A 19544-nucleotide genomic window follows, 5' to 3' on the forward strand; every position below is an offset into this window, starting at 1 on the left:
CGCCGTGCGCGCGGAGGGGGAAATGCGATGCGCGCGGCCGTGCTGCATGGCGCCAAGGACCTTCGAGTCGAAGAGGTGCCGGACCAGGGCCTGGGCACCGACGAGGTCCGGGTCCGCTTCCGCTCCGGCGGCATCTGCGGGTCCGACCTGTCCTACTACTTCAAGGGCCGCGTCGGCGACTTCGCGCTGTGCGAGCCGTTGATCCTGGGCCACGAGGCCGCCGGCGAGGTGATCGAGACCGGCGCCGCGGTCGACAACGTGGCACCGGGCGACCACGTCACCCTCAACCCCAGCCGGCCGTGCCGCACCTGCGACTATTGCCGCCACGGCCGGTCGAACCTGTGCCGCAACATGCGCTTCTTCGGCAGCGCCGCCTTGCGGCCGCACGTGCAGGGCGCGTTCCGCGAGGCGGTGATCGCCCGCGCCGACCAGTGCCACAAGATCCCCGAGAGCCTGTCCTGGGCCGAGGCGGCCTGTGCCGAACCGCTCAGCGTCGCCCTGCATGGCGTGGCGCGCGCCGGCGACCTGTTCGGCAAGACCGTGATCGTCGCCGGCGCCGGGCCGATCGGCAGCCTGCTGGCGCTGGTCGCCAAGAAGGCCGGCGCGCATGTGACGATCACTGACGTGGTCGACCACCCGCTGCAGACCGCCCTGACGCTGGGCGTCGACGAGACCATCAACGTTGCGACCGCGCCCGAGAAGCTGGCCGCCTACGAGGCGGGCAAGGGCCATTTCGACGTCGGGCTGGAGGCGACCGGCGTGGTCTCGGCGCTGGCCGGCCTGTTCCGCGTGGTCCGGCCCGGCGGGCGGATCGTCCAGCTCGGCGCCATGCCGCCGGGCGACATCCCGCTGCCGGCCAACCTGCTGATGGCCCGCGAGATCGACTATGTCGGCGCCTTCCGCTTTCACGAGGAATTCGCCCACGCCGTGCGCCTGCTGTCGACGCGGTCGATCGACATCACGCCGATCCTGTCGGCCGAGGTGCCGATGGACCGGGCCGACGAGGCCTTCCGGCTGGCGGCCGATCGCACCCGTGCGCTGAAGGTGACGCTGGTCTTCTGAGACCGGCCCGCTGCAGCAGCCGCGATGAGCACCAAGCCCACCATGCGCGACGTCGCCGCCGAGGCCGGCGTGTCGACGATGACCGTTTCGCGCGTGCTGACCCGGCCGGAGCGGGTGGCGGAGCCGACCCGGCGCAAGGTGCAATACGTCATCGACCGGCTGGGCTACGTGCCCGACCGCAATGCCGGCAGCCTGTCGTCCCAGCGCACCGGCTTCGTCGCCGCGATCATGCCGAGCCTGCGCAATTCCAACTTCGCCGACACCGGGCGCGGGCTCGCCAACACGCTGCGGACCGCCGGCTACCAGCCGCTGTTCGGCTTCACCGACTACCGGGTGGCCGAGGAACAGGCGCTGGTCGCCGCGATGCTGGCCCGCCGGCCGGAGGCGTTCGTGCTGACCGGCGGCTACCACACCGGCGCCACCTACCGCATGCTGGAGCAGGCGGCAGTGCCGGTGGTCGAGATCTGGGACCTGCCCGCCAACCCGATCGGCCACGCGGTCGGCTTTTCCAACTTCGATACCGGTCGCGCGATGGCGGCGCACCTGATCGCGCAGGGGCGCCGCGGCATCGCGCGGCTCAGCCGCCAGGCCCATGACGGCTTCCGCGACGTGCGCGGCGACATGCGCATGGCCGGCGCCAGCGAGGCGCTGCGCGCCGCCGGGCTGCGCGACGACCTCACGGTCACCGGCGGCGCCGGGCCGGTCACATTCGGCCATGGCGCGGCCTGTATCGCCGCGCTGGCGGACGACGGCCTGCTGCGCGGCGGCAGGGTCGACGCGGTGATCGCCGTCAGCGACCTGTCCGCGGTCGGCGCGCTGACCGAATGCCAGCGGCGCGGCATCCGCGTGCCGGACGATCTCGCCATCGCCGGCTTCGGCGACTTCGAGATCGGCGCGCTCAGCGTGCCGCCGATCTCCACGGTGCGGGTGCCGTGCGAGGAGATCGGGGCGCTCACCGGCCGCATGCTGATCGATCTGCTGGCCGGCACCGGCCCGGCCGAGCGCCAGGTCCACGACCTCGGCTTCGAGGTGATCGCGCGCCGCTCGACCGGCGCGACCGGCGGCTGAATGGCGGCCGCGGCGGCGTCAGGCCGGCGGAGCGGCGGGGCCCTCGTTGACCCGCCACCAGCCGGCGACGGCCAGCCGCAGCGCCGCGGTCGGCCGTACCTCGTGCTCGATCTCCTCCGACAGCATCAGCACGCTGGTGCCGGCCCGCGGTTCCACTGCGGCCGCCCTGGCGCCGTCGCGGCCATAGATCACCAGCGCGCCGCCCTGCCCGGCGTCCCAGTGCGGGTTGAGGTAGGTGACCAGCGAGACGATGCGGTTGCGCTGGCCGCGCAGGGCGTCGGCGTGGCGCGCGTAGAAGCCGCCGGGCGGATAGACGGCATAGCAGGCCTCGAAGGCGAACAGGCCCAGGAACAGCCGCGCGTTCAGCGCCAGCCGCAACGTCTCCGCCGCGGCGAGAAAGCGGGCCTCGAGCGGATCGGCACCCTCCAGCCAGCGGATTTCGGCACGGCGCAGCGACCGGTCGACCACCGCCTCGTCGCTGCGGCCGACCGCGGCGACACGGGTGTCGTCGGCGGCGTGGTGCCGCCGCGCGGCGTCGGCCAGGGCGGCGACCAGGACCGGGTCCGGCCAGCCGTCGAGGATCGACCAACCGCGGTCGGCCAGGTCGTCGGCCAGCGCGCCCAAGCGGTTGTCGCCGGGCGGCGGCGGGGCATCGGCGCTGTCGTCGGCCATGCTGGTGCGGGGTCCCTGCCGGGATCGGCGGGAGGCATCGTCCCGGCCCGGCGGCAGAGCGATACACCGGCGCGCGCCGCCGCGCCATCGCGGCGTGCGGCCGTTACGGACGGGAGGGCCTGATGGAGGGCGACTACGAGATCGTCGACAACCGCTTCCTGCGCTACATCCTGGGCAACGCCGCGCTGGAGCGGCTGGCGACCGGCTTCCGCTGGAGCGAGGGGCCGGTGTGGTTCGCCGACCTGAACTGCCTGCTGTTCAGCGACATCCCCAATGACCGCATCCTGCGCTGGAGCCCGGACGTCGACCACGGCGGCAGCCTGTCGGTGTTCCGCCAGCCGGCCAACCACAGCAACGGCCATACCCGCGACCGCGAGGGCCGGCTGGTCTCCTGCGAGCACGGTGCCCGCCGCGTGACGCGGACCGAGGTCGACGGGCGCATCACCGTGCTGGCCGACAGCTATCGCGGCCGCCGGTTCAACTCGCCGAACGACGTGGTGGTGAAGTCCGACGGCACCGTCTGGTTCACCGATCCGCACTACGGCATCGTTTCCAGCTACGAGGGCTATCAGAGCGAGCCGGAGCTCGACGGCTGCTGGGTCTATCGCCTCGACCCGGCCGACGGGTCGCTGAGCGTGGTCGCCGACGATTTCGACTGCCCGAACGGGCTCGCCTTCTCGCCGGACGAGAGCCGTCTCTACATCTCCGACACCGGGCTGTTCGGTACGCCCGACCGCAAGCACCACATGCGCGTGTTCGATGTGGTCGACGGGCGCCGGCTCCGCGGCGGTGCCGTGTTCGCCGAGATCGAGCCCGGCAAGTCCGACGGCTTCCGCTGCGACACCGACGGCAATGTCTGGACCAGCGCCGGCGACGGCGTGCACTGCTTCGATCCCGACGGCAACCTGCTCGGCAAGATCCGCGTGCCGGAGCGGGTCGCCAACGTCACCTTCGGCGGCCAACGCCGCAACCGCCTGTTCATCTGCGCGACGACGTCGCTCTATGCCATCTTCCTCAACCGCCGTGGAGCCCAGACCCCATGACCGACCAGCCCACCCGCGTGTCCCACGACATCACCCATCAGGCCGCGCTGAAGATGCTGGCGGCGGCGTGCGACGCCGCCGTCGCCACCGGCCGCGACCAGTGCATCGTCGTCGTCGACACCCGTACCGCCGTGGTGGCGTCGGTGCGGATGAACGGCGGCAAGGTGCCGAGCATGCGCTCGGCCACCGCCAAGGCGATGACCGCGGCGGCCAACAACGCGCCGACCGGCGCCATGCCGGCGGAGTTCGCCGCCAACCTGGCCGCCGCCACCGACGGCATCGTCACCAACCTGAAGGGGGGCCTGCCGATCCGCTTCGGCGGCGTGCCGGCCGGCGCGATCGGCGTCGGCTCCGGCACGCCGGACCAGGACATCGCGGTGGCGAAGGCCGCGTTGGCCGCGATCGGCGCCGACGAAATCGAGGTGTAGGGCCGCTTCTGGCGCCCGCGGCCCGGCGCGCAGGCCGCCCGCTCAGCCGTTGGCGGCCATGCGCTGCGGGACCGGCTGTGCGTCCTGGCCCGCGCCCGCGCCCGCGACGGCGGCGTCCGCCGGTGCGTCGGCCTGGTGCTCGATCGCAATCACCAGCGCGATGTTGTCGTCGAGGATGCGGATCTCCTTGCGCGCCTTGCGCGGCAGCGGGACCTTCCGCTTGATGCATTGGTGGATGACGATGGCCGCCAGTTGCGCGGCCGACAGCTCGATGCACTTCTCGAAAATCCGGTCCGGAATCTTGAAGCGGATGCGCACGGCGGGCTCCAGCACGCCGGTCACCTCGATGTCGAGCAGCTGACCGTCCTCCGGGAAGAACCGGCGGTCCTTGTTGAAATCCAGTACGGCCGCCCGCACGTCCTCGCGGGCGAAACGCAAAACCCGGTGTTCGCAGATCATGGGGGCCCGCCTCTGCCTTCCCGCTCACCTGGCCCGGTCGCGTCGATCGCATCGACCGGGGCCGTCACGCATGCCATCGTGCACGGCAGGGACTAAATGTTGGTAAAGCGGCGAATAACCGAAAGCATTCGGCGCTGAACAATATTCACGAATCGCATTTGTATTGCCGAATGGCCCGAAGGCGGCCGGCGGCTATTGGGCCGGCTCTGGCGATCGGACGACAGGCGAAGCTGCGCCGGTCGGGGCGCAGCGCGCAGCCGCCGGCACGTGAATAACCGCACAGGACTCCCGGTCGGGCCGATGCTATCAATGGTGACGGCCTCGGGGGCCGGCGGCGGATGGAGGCGGACCATGGCGGTGCGGTTCCGTGCGGTTGTTTTGAGCCTGGTGCTGGCGGGGGCCATATCCGTCGCCGATGCCCGGGCGGAGTTCTCGGCACAATTGCAGCCCGAGGACACCCTGACCGAAGCGGCCGGCGGGCCGGGCGGCCTGGGTTACGTCCTGCGCTGCGATCCCGGCACCTACCTGATGGGGATCGGCGTGCGCAAGGGTGCGTGGATCGACTACGCCGAGCCCTATTGCAGTGCGGTCCACCACGACGGCCAGCGCTATCTGCGCGCGGTCGGCGGCGGCCAGATGAGCGGGCTGGGTGCCGGCAACATCGGCCAGCCGAACGGCGCATCGGCGCGCTGCAGCGACCTCGAATTCATCGTGTTCGGCTTGTTCCCGACGCGCGTGATCGCTGGCGACGGCGGCCAGTTCCTCGGCACCTTCGGCGTCGCCTGCCGGCGCATGGCGAGCGCATTCGAGCAGGAACCGGGCTCGTATCACCACGACATCCACATCGATCCGGCGCCGGGCGCGCAATATGTGCCGTTGGGCGCGCTGTCGTGCGGCGACCAATGGGCAGTCGGAATCCACGGCGGAGCCGGCGTGTTCGTGGATTCGATCGGCCTGATCTGCGGCGCGCCGCCTCAGGGCGCGCCGATCCCGCCGGGCGCGATCGCCGGCGACCGGCTAGACCTGCGCCAGGGCGCCGACGTCGGCCGGCTGGTCACCGGGGGCGCGGGAGCCGAGCCGCCGGTCGCGGTGCAGCCGGTTCCCGGCGACGCGATCGAATGTGCCGACTGCGTGCGGGTCTTCGACCAGCCGGCGCTGGCCGGCTATCCGGTCGACATCTGCCTGACCTGGGCGGAACAATGCGGCCAGCCGGCAGCGGATGCGTTCTGCATCGCCAGCGGATTTGCGACCGCAATCGCGTTCGAGTTCCAGTACGAAAGCCCGCCGACCCGTGTGATCGGCACCGGCGAGATCTGCGAATTCGACTATTGTGCGCGGTTCGCGACCATAAGCTGCCGCCGATAGCGGCGGATCAGGCGACGGCCGAGCGGGCGATCAGCAGGTTGAACGCGCCGGCCACCGCGATCAGGGCGCCATAGTCGTCGGGAACCACCGGGTAGACCGCGTTGCGGCCGGCGATGTCGGGGTTGGCGAAGTGCAGCCGGAACAGGCCCAGCTTGTCCAGCTCGCGGTTGTGCCGCTTGGCAGCGGGGAAGTCGCCGCGCCGGAGCGCCAGTTCCGCTTCCGCCTCGATCGCCCGGAACGCCCGCTCCTCGGCCGGGGTGTAGACCACCGTGCAGACGGCGGCGTGCGGCAGCGGGCGATGGCTCAGCTCGCGATAGGCGGACAGGTCGCGGAACCACTGGCCGTATTGCGCGCGCATCGCTTGCAGGGGCGCGGTCAGCCAGTGCGGCCCGGCCTCGGGCCAGCCGGGGTCGAACAGGCAGGCGCGCGGCGGCATCGTCGTCGGCCGCAGCCTGCCCAGGCAGCGGGCCAGCACCTCGGCATAGCCGTCGAGGATCAGGCTGAGATTGCCGTAGATGGTGTTCAGCGCGAGGTCGACATAGGCCATGTCCTCGGGCGGCACCGGCTCGCGCCGGTCCGGCGGCGCCATGGTGGTGATGTCGCGGAACGAATACCACAGCATGCTCAGCCGTTTGGCCACGCCGTGTTTCATCACGCGCATGGCCGTCTGGTCCTGCACGGCATAGCCGAGGTCGGTGACGTGGCCCAGCACCTCCCGGCCGGCCTCGAGCACGCAACGGATGTGGGCCTGGTGCACCTGCCATTCCGGTTGCGCGGTGACCGCCGCCTTGTCGTCGTGAGCGGTCGCATGGCCGCGGGCGTGGTAGGCGAAGGTCAATTCCTCTGAAGAAACGGCGGTCATCAATCGGTGGTCGGGCCAAAAAGGTCTTTGCGCACAAACTGCACTGCCCGGCGGGGGCAGCATGTGAAAAAAACCGCACGGCGAATGCACCCGGGACGAGACCGGTCACGACGCGGATTCAATGACCGCGCGGTTGCAGCGTCCCGCGCGGCGACAGGCCTGCGGCCCGCCGCGCTCGGCGCGTTCCGTACGAAATATTATTGTATGCGCATGGCTCGCCCGCAGGCAAGCCATGCGCGGCAGCGGTCCGGCGCCCGTGGGCGCGGCCTTCAGTTGGCCGCGAAGCAGTAGAACAGGCCGTCGCCGCCGGTGCCCTGCAGGTCGGCCTGGCCGCAGCCCCGCGACGGGTGCGAGGCGTTCCACGACCTCGACGGTGCGTCGTCGCGCAGGCCCATGCGGTCGTGATGGCCGACGACGGCGCTGCCTTCGCCGTTGGCGGTCCAGTCCTGGCAGGTGTTGCCCTCCGACAGGGTGCCGTCGGGGTTGGAGCCGGTCAGGATGTCGTGCCGGTTCGGGCTGTCGCCGCGGCCGTTGACGATGGCGCCGGTCTCGTCGACGGCGGTGGCCTTGCTGATGGCATTGCCGTCGCCGTGCAGGGCGGCGAGATCGTCGGCGATCAGCGAGCCGTTGGCGCTGTGCCAGGGGCCGTTGCCGATGCGGTCGCGCGCATGCTCGCCGGTGGCGCTCAGATAGGCGCGCCAGGTCAGGTCGCCGGCGCCGACGGCCTCGGCCAGCGCCTGGCAGTGGGCGTCGGCCCGGCCAGCCCGCCGAGGTTGGCGCCGTCGCCGGGCCCGGCGCTGGTCACGAAGAAGGTCATGCGGTTGTCCTGCGCCTGCGCGGCGCCGATGGCGGCCAGCAAGGCCGCGCCCGCGGCGATGGTCCTGAACCCGGTCATGGTCGTTCTCCCTGTTCTGGTGCCGGTTGCGGTTAGACCTGCCGGCCCCAGCATGGGACGGGCGCGGACGCAGCGCCAAATAGGGATTCCGTGAGCCCGCCGTGAACGGTGCGGGCCGGCGGGCGCGGCTCAGTCGATCTCGACCGCCAGCGTGCCGGCGTCGACGCCCTCCTGGCCTTCCGCGATGTGAACCGCGCTGACGGTGCCGTCGGCCTCGGCGCTGTGCGGCACCTCGGTCTTCATCACTTCCAGGATGAACAGCACGTCGCCGGCCTTGACCGCGTCGCCGGGCTTGACCAGCACCTTCCAGACGTTGCCGGGGATCTGGGTCTCGATCTTCTGGGCCATGGGGATGTTGTCTCCTCGGGTCTTGGGCCGTGGCTGCCGGGCCTGGCCGCCGCGGCGGAACAGGGTGCCGCCCCGGCGGATCAGGCGATGCTGTCCGGGCCGGCCAGCCGGTCGAGCTCGCGGCGCAGCGCCTGCGCCTCCTCGACGCCGGTCAGCTTGAACCGGTAGACGTCGCCCGGCTTGGACTGGCCGAGCTTCCAGAACGCCGCCGTCGGCACCGTGTACGGGTTGATGAAGCCGCCCATCGAGCAGCCGTCCTGCAGCAGGATGATCGGGGTCTGGCCGGCCAGGTTGATCGCGCCGAGCGGATAGCCCTGGTCGATGATGTTCGACGGTTCCGAACCGTTCTCCGGCGCCTTGTTGGTCGCCTTCTCGGTGAAGGTCCAGTCCGGCCCCTCCAGCCGATAGCCGCTGCGCGCGCTCTTGCCGCTCAGCTTCCAGTCGGTGGTCAGGAACCGATCCTTGCCGGCGGCGTCGATCCAGTCGTCGTTCGGGCCCTCGCACACCTCGATCGACCAGTGCTTGTCGGTGGAGAACGCCGGGCGCCGGTCCGCCTTCACCTTGCGGCCCGGCGTGCCCGGGGCCGGGGCGACCGGCACCACCTGGCCGTCCTGGAGCGCATGGCCGTCCATGCCGCCGACGCCGGCGGCGTGGAAGGTGGAGCGCGAGCCGAGCCAGGGCGGCGTGTCGATGCCGCCGGCCACCGCGATATAGGCGCGCGCACCGACCTTGCAGAAGCTCATCGCCAGGGTCTGGCCGGCCTTCACCGCCACGCTCTCCCACAGCGGGAACGGCACGTCGTCCAGCTTCGGCGCCATGTCGGCGCCGGTGACCGCTACCACCGCGTCGCGCTGGAACTTCAGCGTCGGGCCGATGAACTGGCATTCCAGCCCGGCGGCGCCGGCCTCGTTGCCGACCAGCAGGTTGGCCAGCCGGAACGACCAGCTGTCCATCGGCCCCGACGGCGGGAAGCCCTGGTTCCAGTAGCCGAGGCGGCCGGGGTAGTCCTGGACGCTGGTCTCGAAGCCCTTCTTGATCACTTCCAGCATGGCAATCCCCCCTCAGAACCGGACGCCGCGGTCGATGGATTCGAAGCCACTGCTTGTATCCGCGCACCGAGAACTTCTGATAGTCGTTGACGTTGAAGACGTAGGTGCCGTCCTTCACCTGCGCCTCGTAGAATTCGAACTCCTCCACCGTGATCGGCACGAACTTGACCCGGTCGCCGGCCCGGAACAGGCAGATCGAGCCGCCGAAGGCGTCGTAGGTCGACTTCGGGTCCCAGATCGGGCACGGCGTGCGGGCGAAGATCTGATAGCCGCCCGGCGTCGCCACCGGATAGATCGCGGTAGCCGCGCCGCCCATGCCGATGGTGCCCTGCGGGGTCCAGGTGCGCGGCGGGTTGTACTTCGGCGCGGTGATCAGCGAGCGCGGGTCCAGCGGCATCATGAACGGCAGCCCGGGCCAGAAGCCCAGCGCGGCGACCCAGTATTCGCTGGCCGAATGCACCCGGACCAGCTGCTCCGGGCCGCTCAGCCCGTTGATGCGGGCGACGAACTCCGGGTCCGGCTCCTTCTGGGTGATCTTGGCGCAATAGTCCTCGACGCACTCGCGGGTCCACGGGTCGCGATAGACGGCGGGCAAGTAGAACAGGCGGCTGACCAGCTCCAGGTCGTCCGACGGCCCGAGGTTGCCGACCAGCCGGGTCAGCTCGGTGGTCAGGTCGGCGCGGCTGATCAGGTCGGCATCGTAATGAACCAGCAGCGAGGCGAAGCAGGGGGCGGTCTCGACCACGCCCTTGGTCCCGCTGGCTTCGATCGCCTCGGCCAGGCCCTGGGCCATGAAATTCAGCTCCAGGTTCATCTCGTTGCCGAATTCGATCAGCACGAAACGGTCGCCGCCCGGCAGGAACCGCGGTTCGTCGTAGATCATGCCTGCATCTCCCCCTGTGGCCGTGCCCGGCCGCTCATTCCTAGGCCGCCCGCGGCCGCTTGGCGAGGACCGCCGGCCCGGCTTCGCCGCCTCACTTCAGCGCATCCAGGTGCGCGGCGACGAAACCGGTGTGGATGGTGCCGGCGCGGAAGGCCGGATGGTCCATCAGCCGGGCGCAGAACGCGGTGTTGGTCGATAGGCCCTCGATGGTCGTCGCTTCGAGCGCGGTGCGCAGCCGATCCAGCGCGGCGTCGCGGGTGGGGCCGTGGGCGACCATCTTGGCGATCATCGGGTCGTAGTGGAAGGTGACCTGGTCGCCCTCGCGCACGCCGGTGTCGATGCGCAGGTCGGCGCCGGGCTCCGGGAAGCGCAGCACGGTCAGCGGGCCCGGCGAGGGCATGAAGTTCATCGCCGGCTTCTCGGCATAGATGCGGGCCTCGACCGCATGGCCGGACGCGGCGATGCGGCCCTGCGCCATCTCGTCGGCCAGGTCGTCGCCGCGGGCCAGGCGGATCTGCGCCTGGACCAGGTCGACCCCGGTCAGCATCTCGGTCACCGGGTGCTCGACCTGGATGCGCGTGTTCATCTCGAGGAAGTACCAATCCTGGTCGGGACCGACCACGAACTCCACCGTGCCGGCGCCGCGATAGCGCTCCTGGGTGGCCAGCCGCAGCGCCGCCTCCGCCATCGCGGCGCGCACCTCCGGCTTCAGGCCGGGCGCCGGCGATTCCTCGACGATCTTCTGGAACCGGCGCTGGATCGAGCATTCGCGCTCGAACAGGTGCACGGCATTGCCGTCGCCGAAGCCGAATATCTGGATCTCGATATGGCGGGCCGGGGCGACCAGCTTCTCCAGATAGATCGTGCCGTCGCCGAATGCCTTGGCCGCCATCGCCTGGGTGGCGGCGACCACCTCGGCCAGCTGGGCCGGGTCGTCGACCCGGCGCATGCCGATGCCGCCGCCGCCGGCCGACGCCTTGACCAGCAGCGGGAAGCCGATGGTCCGGCCCCAATGCTCCAGCCCGTCGAGGTCGCCCTCGGCGAAGCGGGCGCTGCCCGGCAGCACCGGCACGCCGGCACCGTGGGCCAGCATGCGGGCGCGTTCCTTGTCGCCCATGTCGGCGATGGTGGTCGGGCGCGGGCCGATCCAGGTCAGGCCGGCCTTGCCGACCGCCTCGGCGAAGCGCTCGTTCTCGGCCAGGAAGCCATAGCCGGGGTGGACCGCGTCGGCGCCGCTGTCGCGCGCCGCGGCCAGCACCGCCTCCGCCTTCAGATAGCTCTCCGCCGCCTTGGCCGGGCCGATGGCGACCGCGTGGTCGGCCGCGGCGACGTGCATCGCGTCGGCGTCGGCCTCGGAATGGACTGCGACCGCCTCGATGCCCAGCGCATGGGCGGCACGGATCACGCGGCAGGCGATCTCGCCGCGATTGGCGACCAGGATGCGTTTCATCGGCGCCGCTTCGCTCAGTTGAGATAGGGCTTGACGGTCCGGTAGACCGCGGCCGCTACCTCGACCGCGCCCGGGGTGTCGGAATGGACGCACAGGCTCTCGGCGCGCACCGGCACGTCGTTGCCGTCGACCGAGCGCACCAGCCCCTCCTGCACCGCGCGCAGCGTGCGTTCGGCGGCCGCCTTCGGGTCCTTCGCTTCGTGCTCGCGGGTGATGATCAGCTGTCCGTTGCCGCCATAGTCCAGGTCGACATAGAACTCGGAGACGAAGCCCAGCCCGCGCTTGCGGTAGATCTCCTCGTGCAGGGTGCCGGCCATGCCGTACAGCGGCACGCCGAATGCGGCGGCCGCATCGCAGATGGCGTTGGCGATCTCCGGGTCGCGGGCGGCCATGCCGTACAGCGAGCCGTGCGGCTTGATGTGGTTCAGCGGCATGCCCTCGGCGTCGAGGAACGCCTTCAGTGCGCCGACCTGATAGGTGATGCAGGCCGAAAGCTCGTCGCGGCCGATCTTCATCTCGCGCCGGCCGAAGCCCTGCAGGTCGGGCAGCGACGGATGGGCGCCGACCGCGACCCCGCTGACCTTGGCCAGCCGCACCGTCCGGCGCATCACCACCGGGTCGGAGGCATGGAAGCCGCAGGCGACGTTGGCGACGCTGATGAACGGCATGATGCCTTCGTCGTCGCCCATCTTGTAGAGCCCGAAGCTCTCGCCCATGTCGCAGTTGATCGCAACGCCCACGGTCATCCTCCCCCGGTCCGAACGAGGCCGCTAATCTGCACAGGCTAGCCGTGTTCGGCAACCGGCTGCGGCGCGCCACCGCGGGCGGCAGACGCCAGGATCGCCTCCATCACCGCAACGTTGTGCGCGGCCTCTTCCGGCAGGATCGGATAGGGCGCGACGCCGCCCACCGCGTCGGCGAAGGCGTCCAGCTCCATGCGCAGCAGGTCGCGCTGGATCGCGAACGGGTCGGCCAGCGGCGGGCAGGCCGGGTCCAGCGCCACCGGCGCCAGCGGGGTGTTGCCGCCGCGCAGGTGCAGGACGCGCAGGTCGTCGGTGGCATGGGCCGCCGCCCGGGTGCCGTAGACGTTGAGGAAGCGGGTCGGCTGGGTGGCGAAGATGGTGCCGAGATAGGCCGTGCGGCCGTTGGCGCACTCCATGATCGCCACGGTGGTGTCGTCGATGTCCACCGGCGCCGCCTGCCGCTTGGAGAAGGCGCAGACCCGCGCCACCGGGCCGAGCAGGTGGGCGATGGCGTCGACCATGTGGATGCCCAGCCCGGTCATGCCGCCGCCCGGGCTCTCGGCGCGGCTGGCGCGCCAGAACCCCTCCTTGTAACCCAGCGCGCCGGGCACCGAGAACTGCGCCTCGGCGTGCAGCACCGTGCCGAGTTCGCCGGCCTCGATCATCTCTTTCAGCTTGCGCGTCGCCGGCGCCAGCCGGCGGTTGTGGCCGACCGCCAGCACCACGCCGGCGGCGCGGCAGGCCGCGATCGTGGCCTGCGCGTCGGCCAGGGTCAGCGTGAACGGCTTCTCGACGAAGACGTGCTTGCCGGCGGCCGCGGCCTGGCGGGCGTGCGCGCCGTGCAGGGAATGCGGCGTGGTCAGCAGCACCGCGTCGATCGCCGGGTCGGCCAGCACCGCCTCATAGCTGTCGTGGCTGCGGGTGCCGAAGCCGGCGGCGAATTTCTGCCGCTTCTCCGCCGACCGGCTGTAGCAGCTGTCGATGCGGATCCGGTCGGAACTGCCCTGGACCGCATGCGCCAGTTCGTCCGACCACCAGCCCAGCCCGATCGATGCCGCCCGCAGCATGCCCGCCTCCCCCCGTCGTGGAAGGCCGCATTAAGGCACGGCCGCGCGTCCGGCTCCAGCGGCGCGCGGTCGGGGCCGCGGTCGGCTCAGGCCGCCGGCTCGTCCGCGCCGCAAGCCTCGGCCGGCACGGGCGAGAGCAGATAGGGCGACGTCGCCGGCGCGGCCGGCAGGCTGTGGAAGTTGCGCTCTTCCTCGTCCGCGCTCGGGCCCTCCAGCCGCAGCGCCCACTCGGCGACCAGGGCGACGGCGCCGCCGTCCGCCGGCAGCAGGGTGAGCCGCCGCCGTCGCAGTCGATGCCGCAGCGCATGCTGCCGTCCTCCTGCGGATAGCAGGTCCCGCCACCGGCGAACAGTTCGTCCGGCCTGTCGGCAAAGGCGCCGTCGAGCCAGAACAGGGGACCGTATTCGTCGTGGTCGAGCGCGAGCGTCACCGAGGTCACCGCCGCTTCGGCGTCGGCGGCCCGGAATGCGAAACACAGCGTCTCGCCTGCTGACGGCAGCGGAACCCCGTCGGCCGCGGCGGGCGCCGTCGCCGCGGTCGCCAGCAGGACGGCCGCCAACGCCTTCAGGGCTGCACTGGGTTTCGATTTCATTCTGCGGCTCCCGGATCTTTGTCGACGCGGCTCAGTAGGACTCGCCGTAGTAAAGCTGCCACAGCTGCTGCGGGCAGGCGGCGGCCGGTAAGGGATACAGCCGGAAGGCGGCGTGCTCGGCGTCGGCGTCGATGAACACCTCCCGGCCTTCCTCCGCGTCGTCGCCGCAGCCGCCGTACAGTACGAAGCCGCCATAGGGGTTGCGCAGCATCAGGGTGCTGTCGTCCGCCGCCTCGATGCGGAACCGGCCGCCGTCGCACTCGATGCCGCATTCATAATGGCCGCCGGCAGCGTCCCAGTGGCAGATCGCGAAGTTGGCGAAGAACTCGCCGAAGCGATCGCGGATGGTGGCGCGGACCGTGGCCCCCACCGTCGCGGTGGCGTCGCCCTGCGGCGGGTCGGTGTCGATGCCGCCGTCGAGCAGCACCTGGATCTCGGCCACCCGCTGGCCGGGGTGGGCGGCCAGGTGCTCCGGCGTGTAGGCCCGGCCATAGCAGGCGAGTTCGTTGTAGCCCATCTGGGCGCCGGCCTGGGTCGCGGTCAGCGCCAGCATCGCGGCGGCGGCAATTGGGGTGCGCGGCATCGGGTTTCGGGCTCCCGCTTCGGTTACTGGTCCGGATGGTCGTACATCGCCCAAAGGTCGGCCGGGCAGGCCTCGGCCGGCAGCGCGGCCAGCCGATAGGCGAAGTGGGCGTCGTCGGACGCGATGAACACCTCGTCGGCCTCGTCCTCGGCGCCGTCGCAGGGGCCGTACAGCCCGAAGCCGCGGCCGTCGTTGACCAGCGTCGCCGAGCCGTCGTCGTTCAGCGTCACGCCGAAATAGCCGGCGTCGCAGGCGACGTAGCAGTCGTAGCGGGCGCCGTCGGCGGGCCAGCTGCAGAAGGCCTCGGTGGTGTAGTACAGGCCGAAGCGGTCGCGCAGCCCGGTGCGCAGCGTCACGTTGGCGTGCAGCATGGCGCCGTCGCCCGGCTCGACATAGACGTCGCGGGTGTCGACGATCATCAGCATCTCGACGATGGAGGAATGGTGATCGGCCACCTGCTGCGGCGTCAGCGCCGCGGCGTAGCACTGCACCGCATCGGCGGGCTGCTGGGCGAGGGCGGGCGCGGCGGCGAGGGCGCAGGCCGCGGCGAGGCCGGCGGCGCGCGGTCCGCGCCGGGCTATGGTTCTGGGGCTCATGTCTCTCCGGCTCCCTGGAAAGGCTCGAACGGCGAGGTTAGACCGCAACCGTGGCGACAGCGGGGCGACGGTCGAGTCACGCCGCGGCGAGCTTGTTCATGAATGCGGCGAGCTGCAGGTCCTTCTCGGTGACGCCGTCGGCCGAGTGGGTGGCCAGGGTCACCGTGACCCAGTTGTAGACGTTGAACCACTCCGGGTGGTGCTCCATCTGCTCGGCCTTCAGCGCGACCCGGGTCATGAAGCCGAAGGCTTCGTTGAAGGTCTTGAATCCGAAGCCCTTCTTGATCGCGTCGCGGCCCTCGGCCATCTCCCAGCCGGGCAGCTCGGCCAGCGCGGCGGCGACCGCTTCCGGCGACAACTTGGTGGCCATGTTCCCTCGGTTCCCGTGGCGGCGCGCGGCGGCTGGATTGCGCCGCCGCGACAGGATATATCGCCGGCATGGCCGAGACCACCCACCCGCGCTGGACCACGGCGCCGACCCTGGACGACATCGAGGCGCTGGCGCGCGATGCGTTCCAGACCATCCCCGCCACCCTGCGCGCCCATGTCGACGACGTGGTGATCGCGGTGGTCGACTTTCCCGACGACGGCATCGTCGCCGAGATGGAGCTGGAATCGGAGTTCGACCTGCTCGGGCTCTATTCCGGCGTGCACATCGGGCACAAGGATTCCGGCGCGACGCCGCACGACGTCGACCGCATCTTCCTGTTCCGCCGGCCGCTGCTCGACTATTGGTGCGAGACCGGCGAGGACCTGTCCCACCTGGTCCGCCACGTGCTGATCCACGAGATCGGCCATCATTTCGGCCTGTCCGACGAAGACATGGACGCGATCGAGAACGGCTGAGACGCAGCGGCGCGCGCCGGCGGTTGCAGTTGAAACGATTCGCACGGAGTGAGATGCTTGCCGGAGGGGAGGCATCACCGGAGCGGTCCACGCCGACACCAGCGGCGAGGTGGTGCATGAAAAGCCCGCGGGGTCGCAAGAATCCACCGGGCGGCAATACATGGAGGGAGCGGCAATGCGTAGCGAGAAGGGCGGCGCGGCCCGCCTGTTGGGCGCGTCCACAGTGATCCTGGCCGGCACCGTCGGTGCCGCCGCCTCGGCGATGGCCGAGGACCTGACCTTCGTCTGGCATGCGGGCACCTGCGCCGACGCGATCGTGTCGATCGCGCAGCGCTATCCGGTGGCGGACGTCCACATCGTGCCGGCGCTGGTGCCCTATGGCCCGGAATGGCACAACAAGATCGCTTCCGAATTCGCCATCCAGGGCGACGGCTTCGACTTCGCCATGTGGGACAGCCAGTCGACTGCGGAATTCGCGGGCGGCGGCCACGCGGTATCGATCAACGAGGTGTTCGAGAAGTCGGACTATCTCAGCCCCGACCTGTTCCCGCGGGCATCGCTGGCTCGCTACGGCGAGTATCCGGACGGTTCCGGCCAGTTCTGGGGGCTGCCTGTGAACCAGGACGCCTATGGATTCATGTACCGCAGGGACCTGTTCGAGGATCCGGCCGAGCAGGCCGCGTTCCAGGAACGCTACGGCTATGCGCTGGCGGTGCCGCAGACGTACCAGCAGGCACGCGACATCGCGGAATTCTTCACCCGTCCCGACGACGAGCTTTATGGCTGGGGCCAGATGGGCGGTCGCGAGTACGACTTCGCCACCACCGCGTCGAACAGCTTCATGTGGTCGTTCGGCGGCGAGCTGTACAATCCCGAGACCATGGAGGTTAAGGGCTATCTGAACTCGCCCGCCTCGGTCGATGGCGTGCAGTTCTACGTCGACATGTTCCAGTTCGGACCGCCGGGGTCGCAGAACTGGGGCTGGGACGAGGTCAACGCCGCCTGGCAGCAAGGCAAGCTGGCCATGGCGATGCAGTGGTACTACTTCCACGGCTCCAACGCCGACCCGGCGGTCAATCCCTATGCGGAACAGACCGGATTCGCCAACCTGCCCGGTGCGATCGGCCGCGACGGCCTGTTCCGGCGCCAGTTCAGCGTCGGTGGCCAGGGCATGGGCCTGAACGTCTATTCGCAGAAGCTGGATACGCTGATCCCGTTCATGGAATGGTACTTCCAGCCCGAGCAGCAGATGGAGTATGCGGCCGTCTGTCAGACCGGTCTCAAGGCGGTGCTTGAAGATCCGGCGTGGCAGAACCTGAACGGCTACAACGCCCTGTTCGCCAACGCGCTCGACTACACCAACGACTATTGGCACCTGCCGGAATACGCCGTGCTGCTCGACCAGTTGCAGGAAGAGGTCAGCAACGCGATCTCCGGTGCCAAGACGGTGCAGCAGGCGCTGGACGACGCGGCCGACCGGCACGAACGCACGCTGGAGCGCGCCGGATACGAAATCCAGCGTTCGGACAGCACGCCCGAGGTGCCGGACACGGTGATCGCGCCGGTCGGGACCGCCGAGGTCGTTCCGCTGCCCTACAACTGACCGCACCACCACCTGCGCGCGGCGGCGGGACCTGGCGGCCCCGCCGCTCGCTTGCGGGCCGCCGGACGCGCGACTGATGACGCTCCATTCCACTGGCCGATCGCCGCGGCGCCAGCCCGGTCCGGGCGAAGGCCGGCTTGCCGGACTGCTTGGCACCGGCCTGCCGGTGCTGTTCATGGTGCTCTACGTGTTCTACGCGGTCGGACCGCTGGTCTGGTTGATCCTGTCGTCGATGAAGGGCCGGGCAGACCTGTTCGCATTTCCGCCGCCCTTGTTCTTCACGCCGGACTGGAGCGGCTATCAGGCGGTGTTCGGCGTCGGCGCCGGCGCCGAGACGGCGTCAGCGGTCGGGCTCTGGCAGTCGCTGGTCAACAGCGTGGTGATTTCGGTCAGCGGCACCCTCCTGGCGGTCGCGCTCGGTACGCTCGCGGGCTATGCGGTGTCGCGCTTCGCCTTCCCGGGCAAGGGCGACTTCATGTTCTTCGTGATCTCGACCCGGATGCTGCCGCCTGTTGCCGTGCTGGTATTCTACCACATCATGTTCGCCGAGCTCGGTCTCAGCGACACGCGCGAAGGCCTGATCCTGATCGCGGTGTTCATCAACCTCGGCCTCGCGACCTGGATCATGAAGGGGTTCTTCGACGGCATCCCGCAGGATGTCGAGCGTATCGCCATGGCCAATGGCTACTCCCGGCTTTACGCCTTCTTCCGCTTCGTACTGCCGATGGCCAAGGGCGGGGTCGCGGCGGTGGCGGGATTCTGTTTCATCTTCTCCTGGAACGAGTACGCCTTCACCTCGATCATCTCGACCACCGAAGCCAAAACCCTGCCGGCGAAGATCGCCTCGGCGATGGGCTCCACCGGAATCGAGTGGACCCAGATCTGCGCCGCCGGGGTGGTGCTGGTGGTGCCGGTGGTGGTGTTCTTCTATTTCATCCGCCACTACCTGCTGATGGGCATGACCTTCGGCGTGCTCGGCGCCGGGGACGACGACAATGGCTGAGGCGACCCTGCGGGCGGGTCCGGCGCGCCGGCGCAGGCCGGTCGGCGACGGCGTCATCTGCGCGGCCTTCCTGTCGCCGACCCTGCTGGTGCTGCTGCTGATGGTGGCGTATCCGCTGCTGTCGCTGATCGAATTCAGCTTTCAGCGTTTCTCGGCCCTGCGCCCGAACCAGCCGGCGGAGGACGTCGGCCTGTTCAACTACGAGTTTCTGCTGACCGACCCGGACCTGTGGTCGCGCTTCCAGTTCACCGGCAGGTACGTGGTGGTCGCAGTCGCGGTGCAGTTCCTGCTCGGCGTCATCGTCGCCTACCAGTTCCAGCGGCGCTTCACCGGCCGCGACGTGCTGTTCACCGTGCTGATGATCCCCATGATGATCTGCCCGATCGTGGTCGGCTTTCTTTGGAAATACATGTTCAATTCCGAATGGGGCATCGTGAACTGGCTGGTGACGTTGCTCGGCGGCGACAAGATCGACTGGCTCGGCGTCACCGACAACGCACTGTGGGCGGTGGTGATTGCCGACACCTGGATGTGGACGCCGTTCATCATCCTGCTGGCGGCAGCCGCGTTCCGCAGCATCCCGCGCGCAATCTACGAGGCGGCCGAGATCGACGGTGCCTCGGCCGCCTTTGTGTTCTTCCGCATCACGGTGCCGATCTCGGCGCCGATCCTGTTCATCGCGCTGTTGTTGCGGCTGATCGACTGCTTCAAGCAGTACGACCTTTTCTTCGCGCTGACCGGCGGCGGCCCGGGCTCGTCGACCGAGACCGTCTCCTTTGCGCTCGGCAAGACCGCGTTCAGCTACTTCTATACAGGCGAGGCCTCGGCGCTGGCGATGATCCTGCTGATCGTCATCATCGGCCTGTCGCTGGTGCTGGTCCGGTTCCTCAACGGGCTGAGCCGGCGCGCGCGCGGCGAGTCCTGAAC

20 protein-coding genes and 2 pseudogenes are annotated in these 19544 nt (G+C 70.1%); 9 read left to right on the forward strand and 13 right to left on the reverse strand.

What is annotated here, in order from left to right; all coding sequences use genetic code 11:
• Positions 1 to 27 precede the first annotated feature (27 nt).
• Together R3F55_02355 and R3F55_02360 are read left to right on the forward strand one after the other, a co-directional pair.
• Positions 28 to 1062 carry an L-idonate 5-dehydrogenase gene (locus R3F55_02355; protein ID MEZ5666276.1) on the forward strand — a complete coding sequence of 345 codons (1035 nt, stop codon included), beginning with the start codon at positions 28 to 30 and terminating at the stop codon, positions 1060 to 1062.
• A 24-nt stretch (positions 1063 to 1086) separates the two neighbouring features.
• The gene (locus tag R3F55_02360; protein ID MEZ5666277.1) at positions 1087 to 2130 is read left to right on the forward strand and encodes a LacI family DNA-binding transcriptional regulator; all 1044 of its coding nucleotides are present in this window, start codon (positions 1087 to 1089) and stop codon (positions 2128 to 2130) included.
• A gap of 18 nt (positions 2131 to 2148) precedes the next feature.
• On the opposite strand, the gene R3F55_02365 is transcribed toward R3F55_02360, so the two are convergent.
• A complete protein-coding gene (locus R3F55_02365) occupies positions 2149 to 2802 on the reverse strand; it encodes a 2OG-Fe(II) oxygenase (GenBank protein ID MEZ5666278.1) in 654 nt (217 codons plus the stop codon).
• Positions 2803 to 2924: 122 nt separating this feature from the next.
• Here R3F55_02365 and R3F55_02370 point away from each other — a divergent pair, with 122 nt between their 5' ends.
• Positions 2925 to 3845 carry an SMP-30/gluconolactonase/LRE family protein gene (locus R3F55_02370; protein MEZ5666279.1) on the forward strand — a complete coding sequence of 307 codons (921 nt, stop codon included), beginning with the start codon at positions 2925 to 2927 and terminating at the stop codon, positions 3843 to 3845.
• Positions 3842 to 4273, forward strand: coding sequence for a heme-binding protein (locus R3F55_02375; protein MEZ5666280.1), 432 nt, complete (start codon positions 3842 to 3844; stop codon positions 4271 to 4273). The genes R3F55_02370 and R3F55_02375 overlap by 4 nt, the downstream gene beginning before the upstream one ends.
• Positions 4274 to 4315: 42 nt before the next feature.
• Here the strand turns inward: R3F55_02375 and R3F55_02380 are convergent, their stop codons facing one another.
• On the reverse strand, positions 4316 to 4732 hold the full coding sequence (locus R3F55_02380; protein ID MEZ5666281.1) for a hypothetical protein: 417 nt from the start codon (positions 4730 to 4732) through the stop codon (positions 4316 to 4318).
• A 351-nt stretch (positions 4733 to 5083) separates the two neighbouring features.
• On the opposite strand from R3F55_02380, the gene R3F55_02385 reads away from it, so the two are divergent.
• Entirely contained in the window at positions 5084 to 6097 is a 1014-nt protein-coding gene (locus R3F55_02385) for a hypothetical protein (GenBank protein MEZ5666282.1), read from the forward strand.
• A 7-nt stretch (positions 6098 to 6104) separates the two neighbouring features.
• Here R3F55_02385 and R3F55_02390 read toward each other — a convergent pair whose 3' ends face one another.
• The 11 genes and pseudogenes from R3F55_02390 to R3F55_02440 all read right to left on the reverse strand — a co-directional run bounded on the left by R3F55_02390 (position 6105) and on the right by R3F55_02440 (position 15535).
• The gene (locus tag R3F55_02390) at positions 6105 to 6959 is read right to left on the reverse strand and encodes a hypothetical protein (protein MEZ5666283.1); all 855 of its coding nucleotides are present in this window, start codon (positions 6957 to 6959) and stop codon (positions 6105 to 6107) included.
• 269 nt (positions 6960 to 7228) lie between these two features.
• A pseudogene (locus R3F55_02395) lies at positions 7229 to 7854 on the reverse strand (hypothetical protein).
• Positions 7855 to 7983: 129 nt separating this feature from the next.
• Positions 7984 to 8202, reverse strand: coding sequence for an acetyl-CoA carboxylase biotin carboxyl carrier protein subunit (locus R3F55_02400; GenBank protein ID MEZ5666284.1), 219 nt, complete (start codon positions 8200 to 8202; stop codon positions 7984 to 7986).
• An 80-nt stretch (positions 8203 to 8282) separates the two neighbouring features.
• Positions 8283 to 9251: a biotin-dependent carboxyltransferase family protein gene (locus tag R3F55_02405; GenBank protein MEZ5666285.1), complete on the reverse strand. Its 969-nt coding sequence runs from the start codon at positions 9249 to 9251 to the stop codon at positions 8283 to 8285.
• A gap of 277 nt (positions 9252 to 9528) precedes the next feature.
• Positions 9529 to 10134, reverse strand: a pseudogene (locus R3F55_02410) (carboxyltransferase domain-containing protein).
• A gap of 91 nt (positions 10135 to 10225) precedes the next feature.
• On the reverse strand, positions 10226 to 11584 hold the full coding sequence (locus R3F55_02415) for a biotin carboxylase N-terminal domain-containing protein (protein ID MEZ5666286.1): 1359 nt from the start codon (positions 11582 to 11584) through the stop codon (positions 10226 to 10228).
• 14 nt (positions 11585 to 11598) lie between these two features.
• Positions 11599 to 12330: a LamB/YcsF family protein gene (locus R3F55_02420; protein ID MEZ5666287.1), complete on the reverse strand. Its 732-nt coding sequence runs from the start codon at positions 12328 to 12330 to the stop codon at positions 11599 to 11601.
• A gap of 38 nt (positions 12331 to 12368) precedes the next feature.
• The gene (locus R3F55_02425; protein MEZ5666288.1) at positions 12369 to 13394 is read right to left on the reverse strand and encodes a Gfo/Idh/MocA family oxidoreductase; all 1026 of its coding nucleotides are present in this window, start codon (positions 13392 to 13394) and stop codon (positions 12369 to 12371) included.
• A 623-nt stretch (positions 13395 to 14017) separates the two neighbouring features.
• A complete protein-coding gene (locus R3F55_02430) occupies positions 14018 to 14569 on the reverse strand; it encodes a hypothetical protein (GenBank protein ID MEZ5666289.1) in 552 nt (183 codons plus the stop codon).
• Between the two features lie 23 nt (positions 14570 to 14592).
• Positions 14593 to 15165, reverse strand: a complete 573-nt coding sequence (locus tag R3F55_02435; GenBank protein MEZ5666290.1) for a hypothetical protein — start codon at positions 15163 to 15165, stop codon at positions 14593 to 14595.
• A 76-nt stretch (positions 15166 to 15241) separates the two neighbouring features.
• Entirely contained in the window at positions 15242 to 15535 is a 294-nt protein-coding gene (locus R3F55_02440) for a 4a-hydroxytetrahydrobiopterin dehydratase (GenBank protein ID MEZ5666291.1), read from the reverse strand.
• Positions 15536 to 15603: 68 nt separating this feature from the next.
• On the opposite strand from R3F55_02440, the gene R3F55_02445 reads away from it, so the two are divergent.
• The 4 genes from R3F55_02445 (at position 15604) to R3F55_02460 (ending at position 19542) form a co-directional block, all read left to right on the forward strand.
• The gene (locus tag R3F55_02445) at positions 15604 to 16011 is read left to right on the forward strand and encodes a metallopeptidase family protein (protein MEZ5666292.1); all 408 of its coding nucleotides are present in this window, start codon (positions 15604 to 15606) and stop codon (positions 16009 to 16011) included.
• Positions 16012 to 16186: 175 nt separating this feature from the next.
• Complete coding sequence (locus R3F55_02450; GenBank protein MEZ5666293.1) at positions 16187 to 17614, forward strand: extracellular solute-binding protein; 1428 nt, start codon at positions 16187 to 16189, stop codon at positions 17612 to 17614.
• Positions 17615 to 17690: 76 nt separating this feature from the next.
• Entirely contained in the window at positions 17691 to 18617 is a 927-nt protein-coding gene (locus tag R3F55_02455) for a carbohydrate ABC transporter permease (protein ID MEZ5666294.1), read from the forward strand.
• Positions 18610 to 19542 carry a sugar ABC transporter permease gene (locus tag R3F55_02460; protein MEZ5666295.1) on the forward strand — a complete coding sequence of 311 codons (933 nt, stop codon included), beginning with the start codon at positions 18610 to 18612 and terminating at the stop codon, positions 19540 to 19542. Before R3F55_02455 ends, R3F55_02460 begins: the two co-directional genes overlap by 8 nt.
• Positions 19543 to 19544: the final 2 nt, after the last annotated feature.

The sequence above is a fragment of the Alphaproteobacteria bacterium genome, assembly GCA_041396705.1.
In the GTDB taxonomy this organism is placed as follows: domain Bacteria; phylum Pseudomonadota; class Alphaproteobacteria; order CALKHQ01; family CALKHQ01; genus CALKHQ01.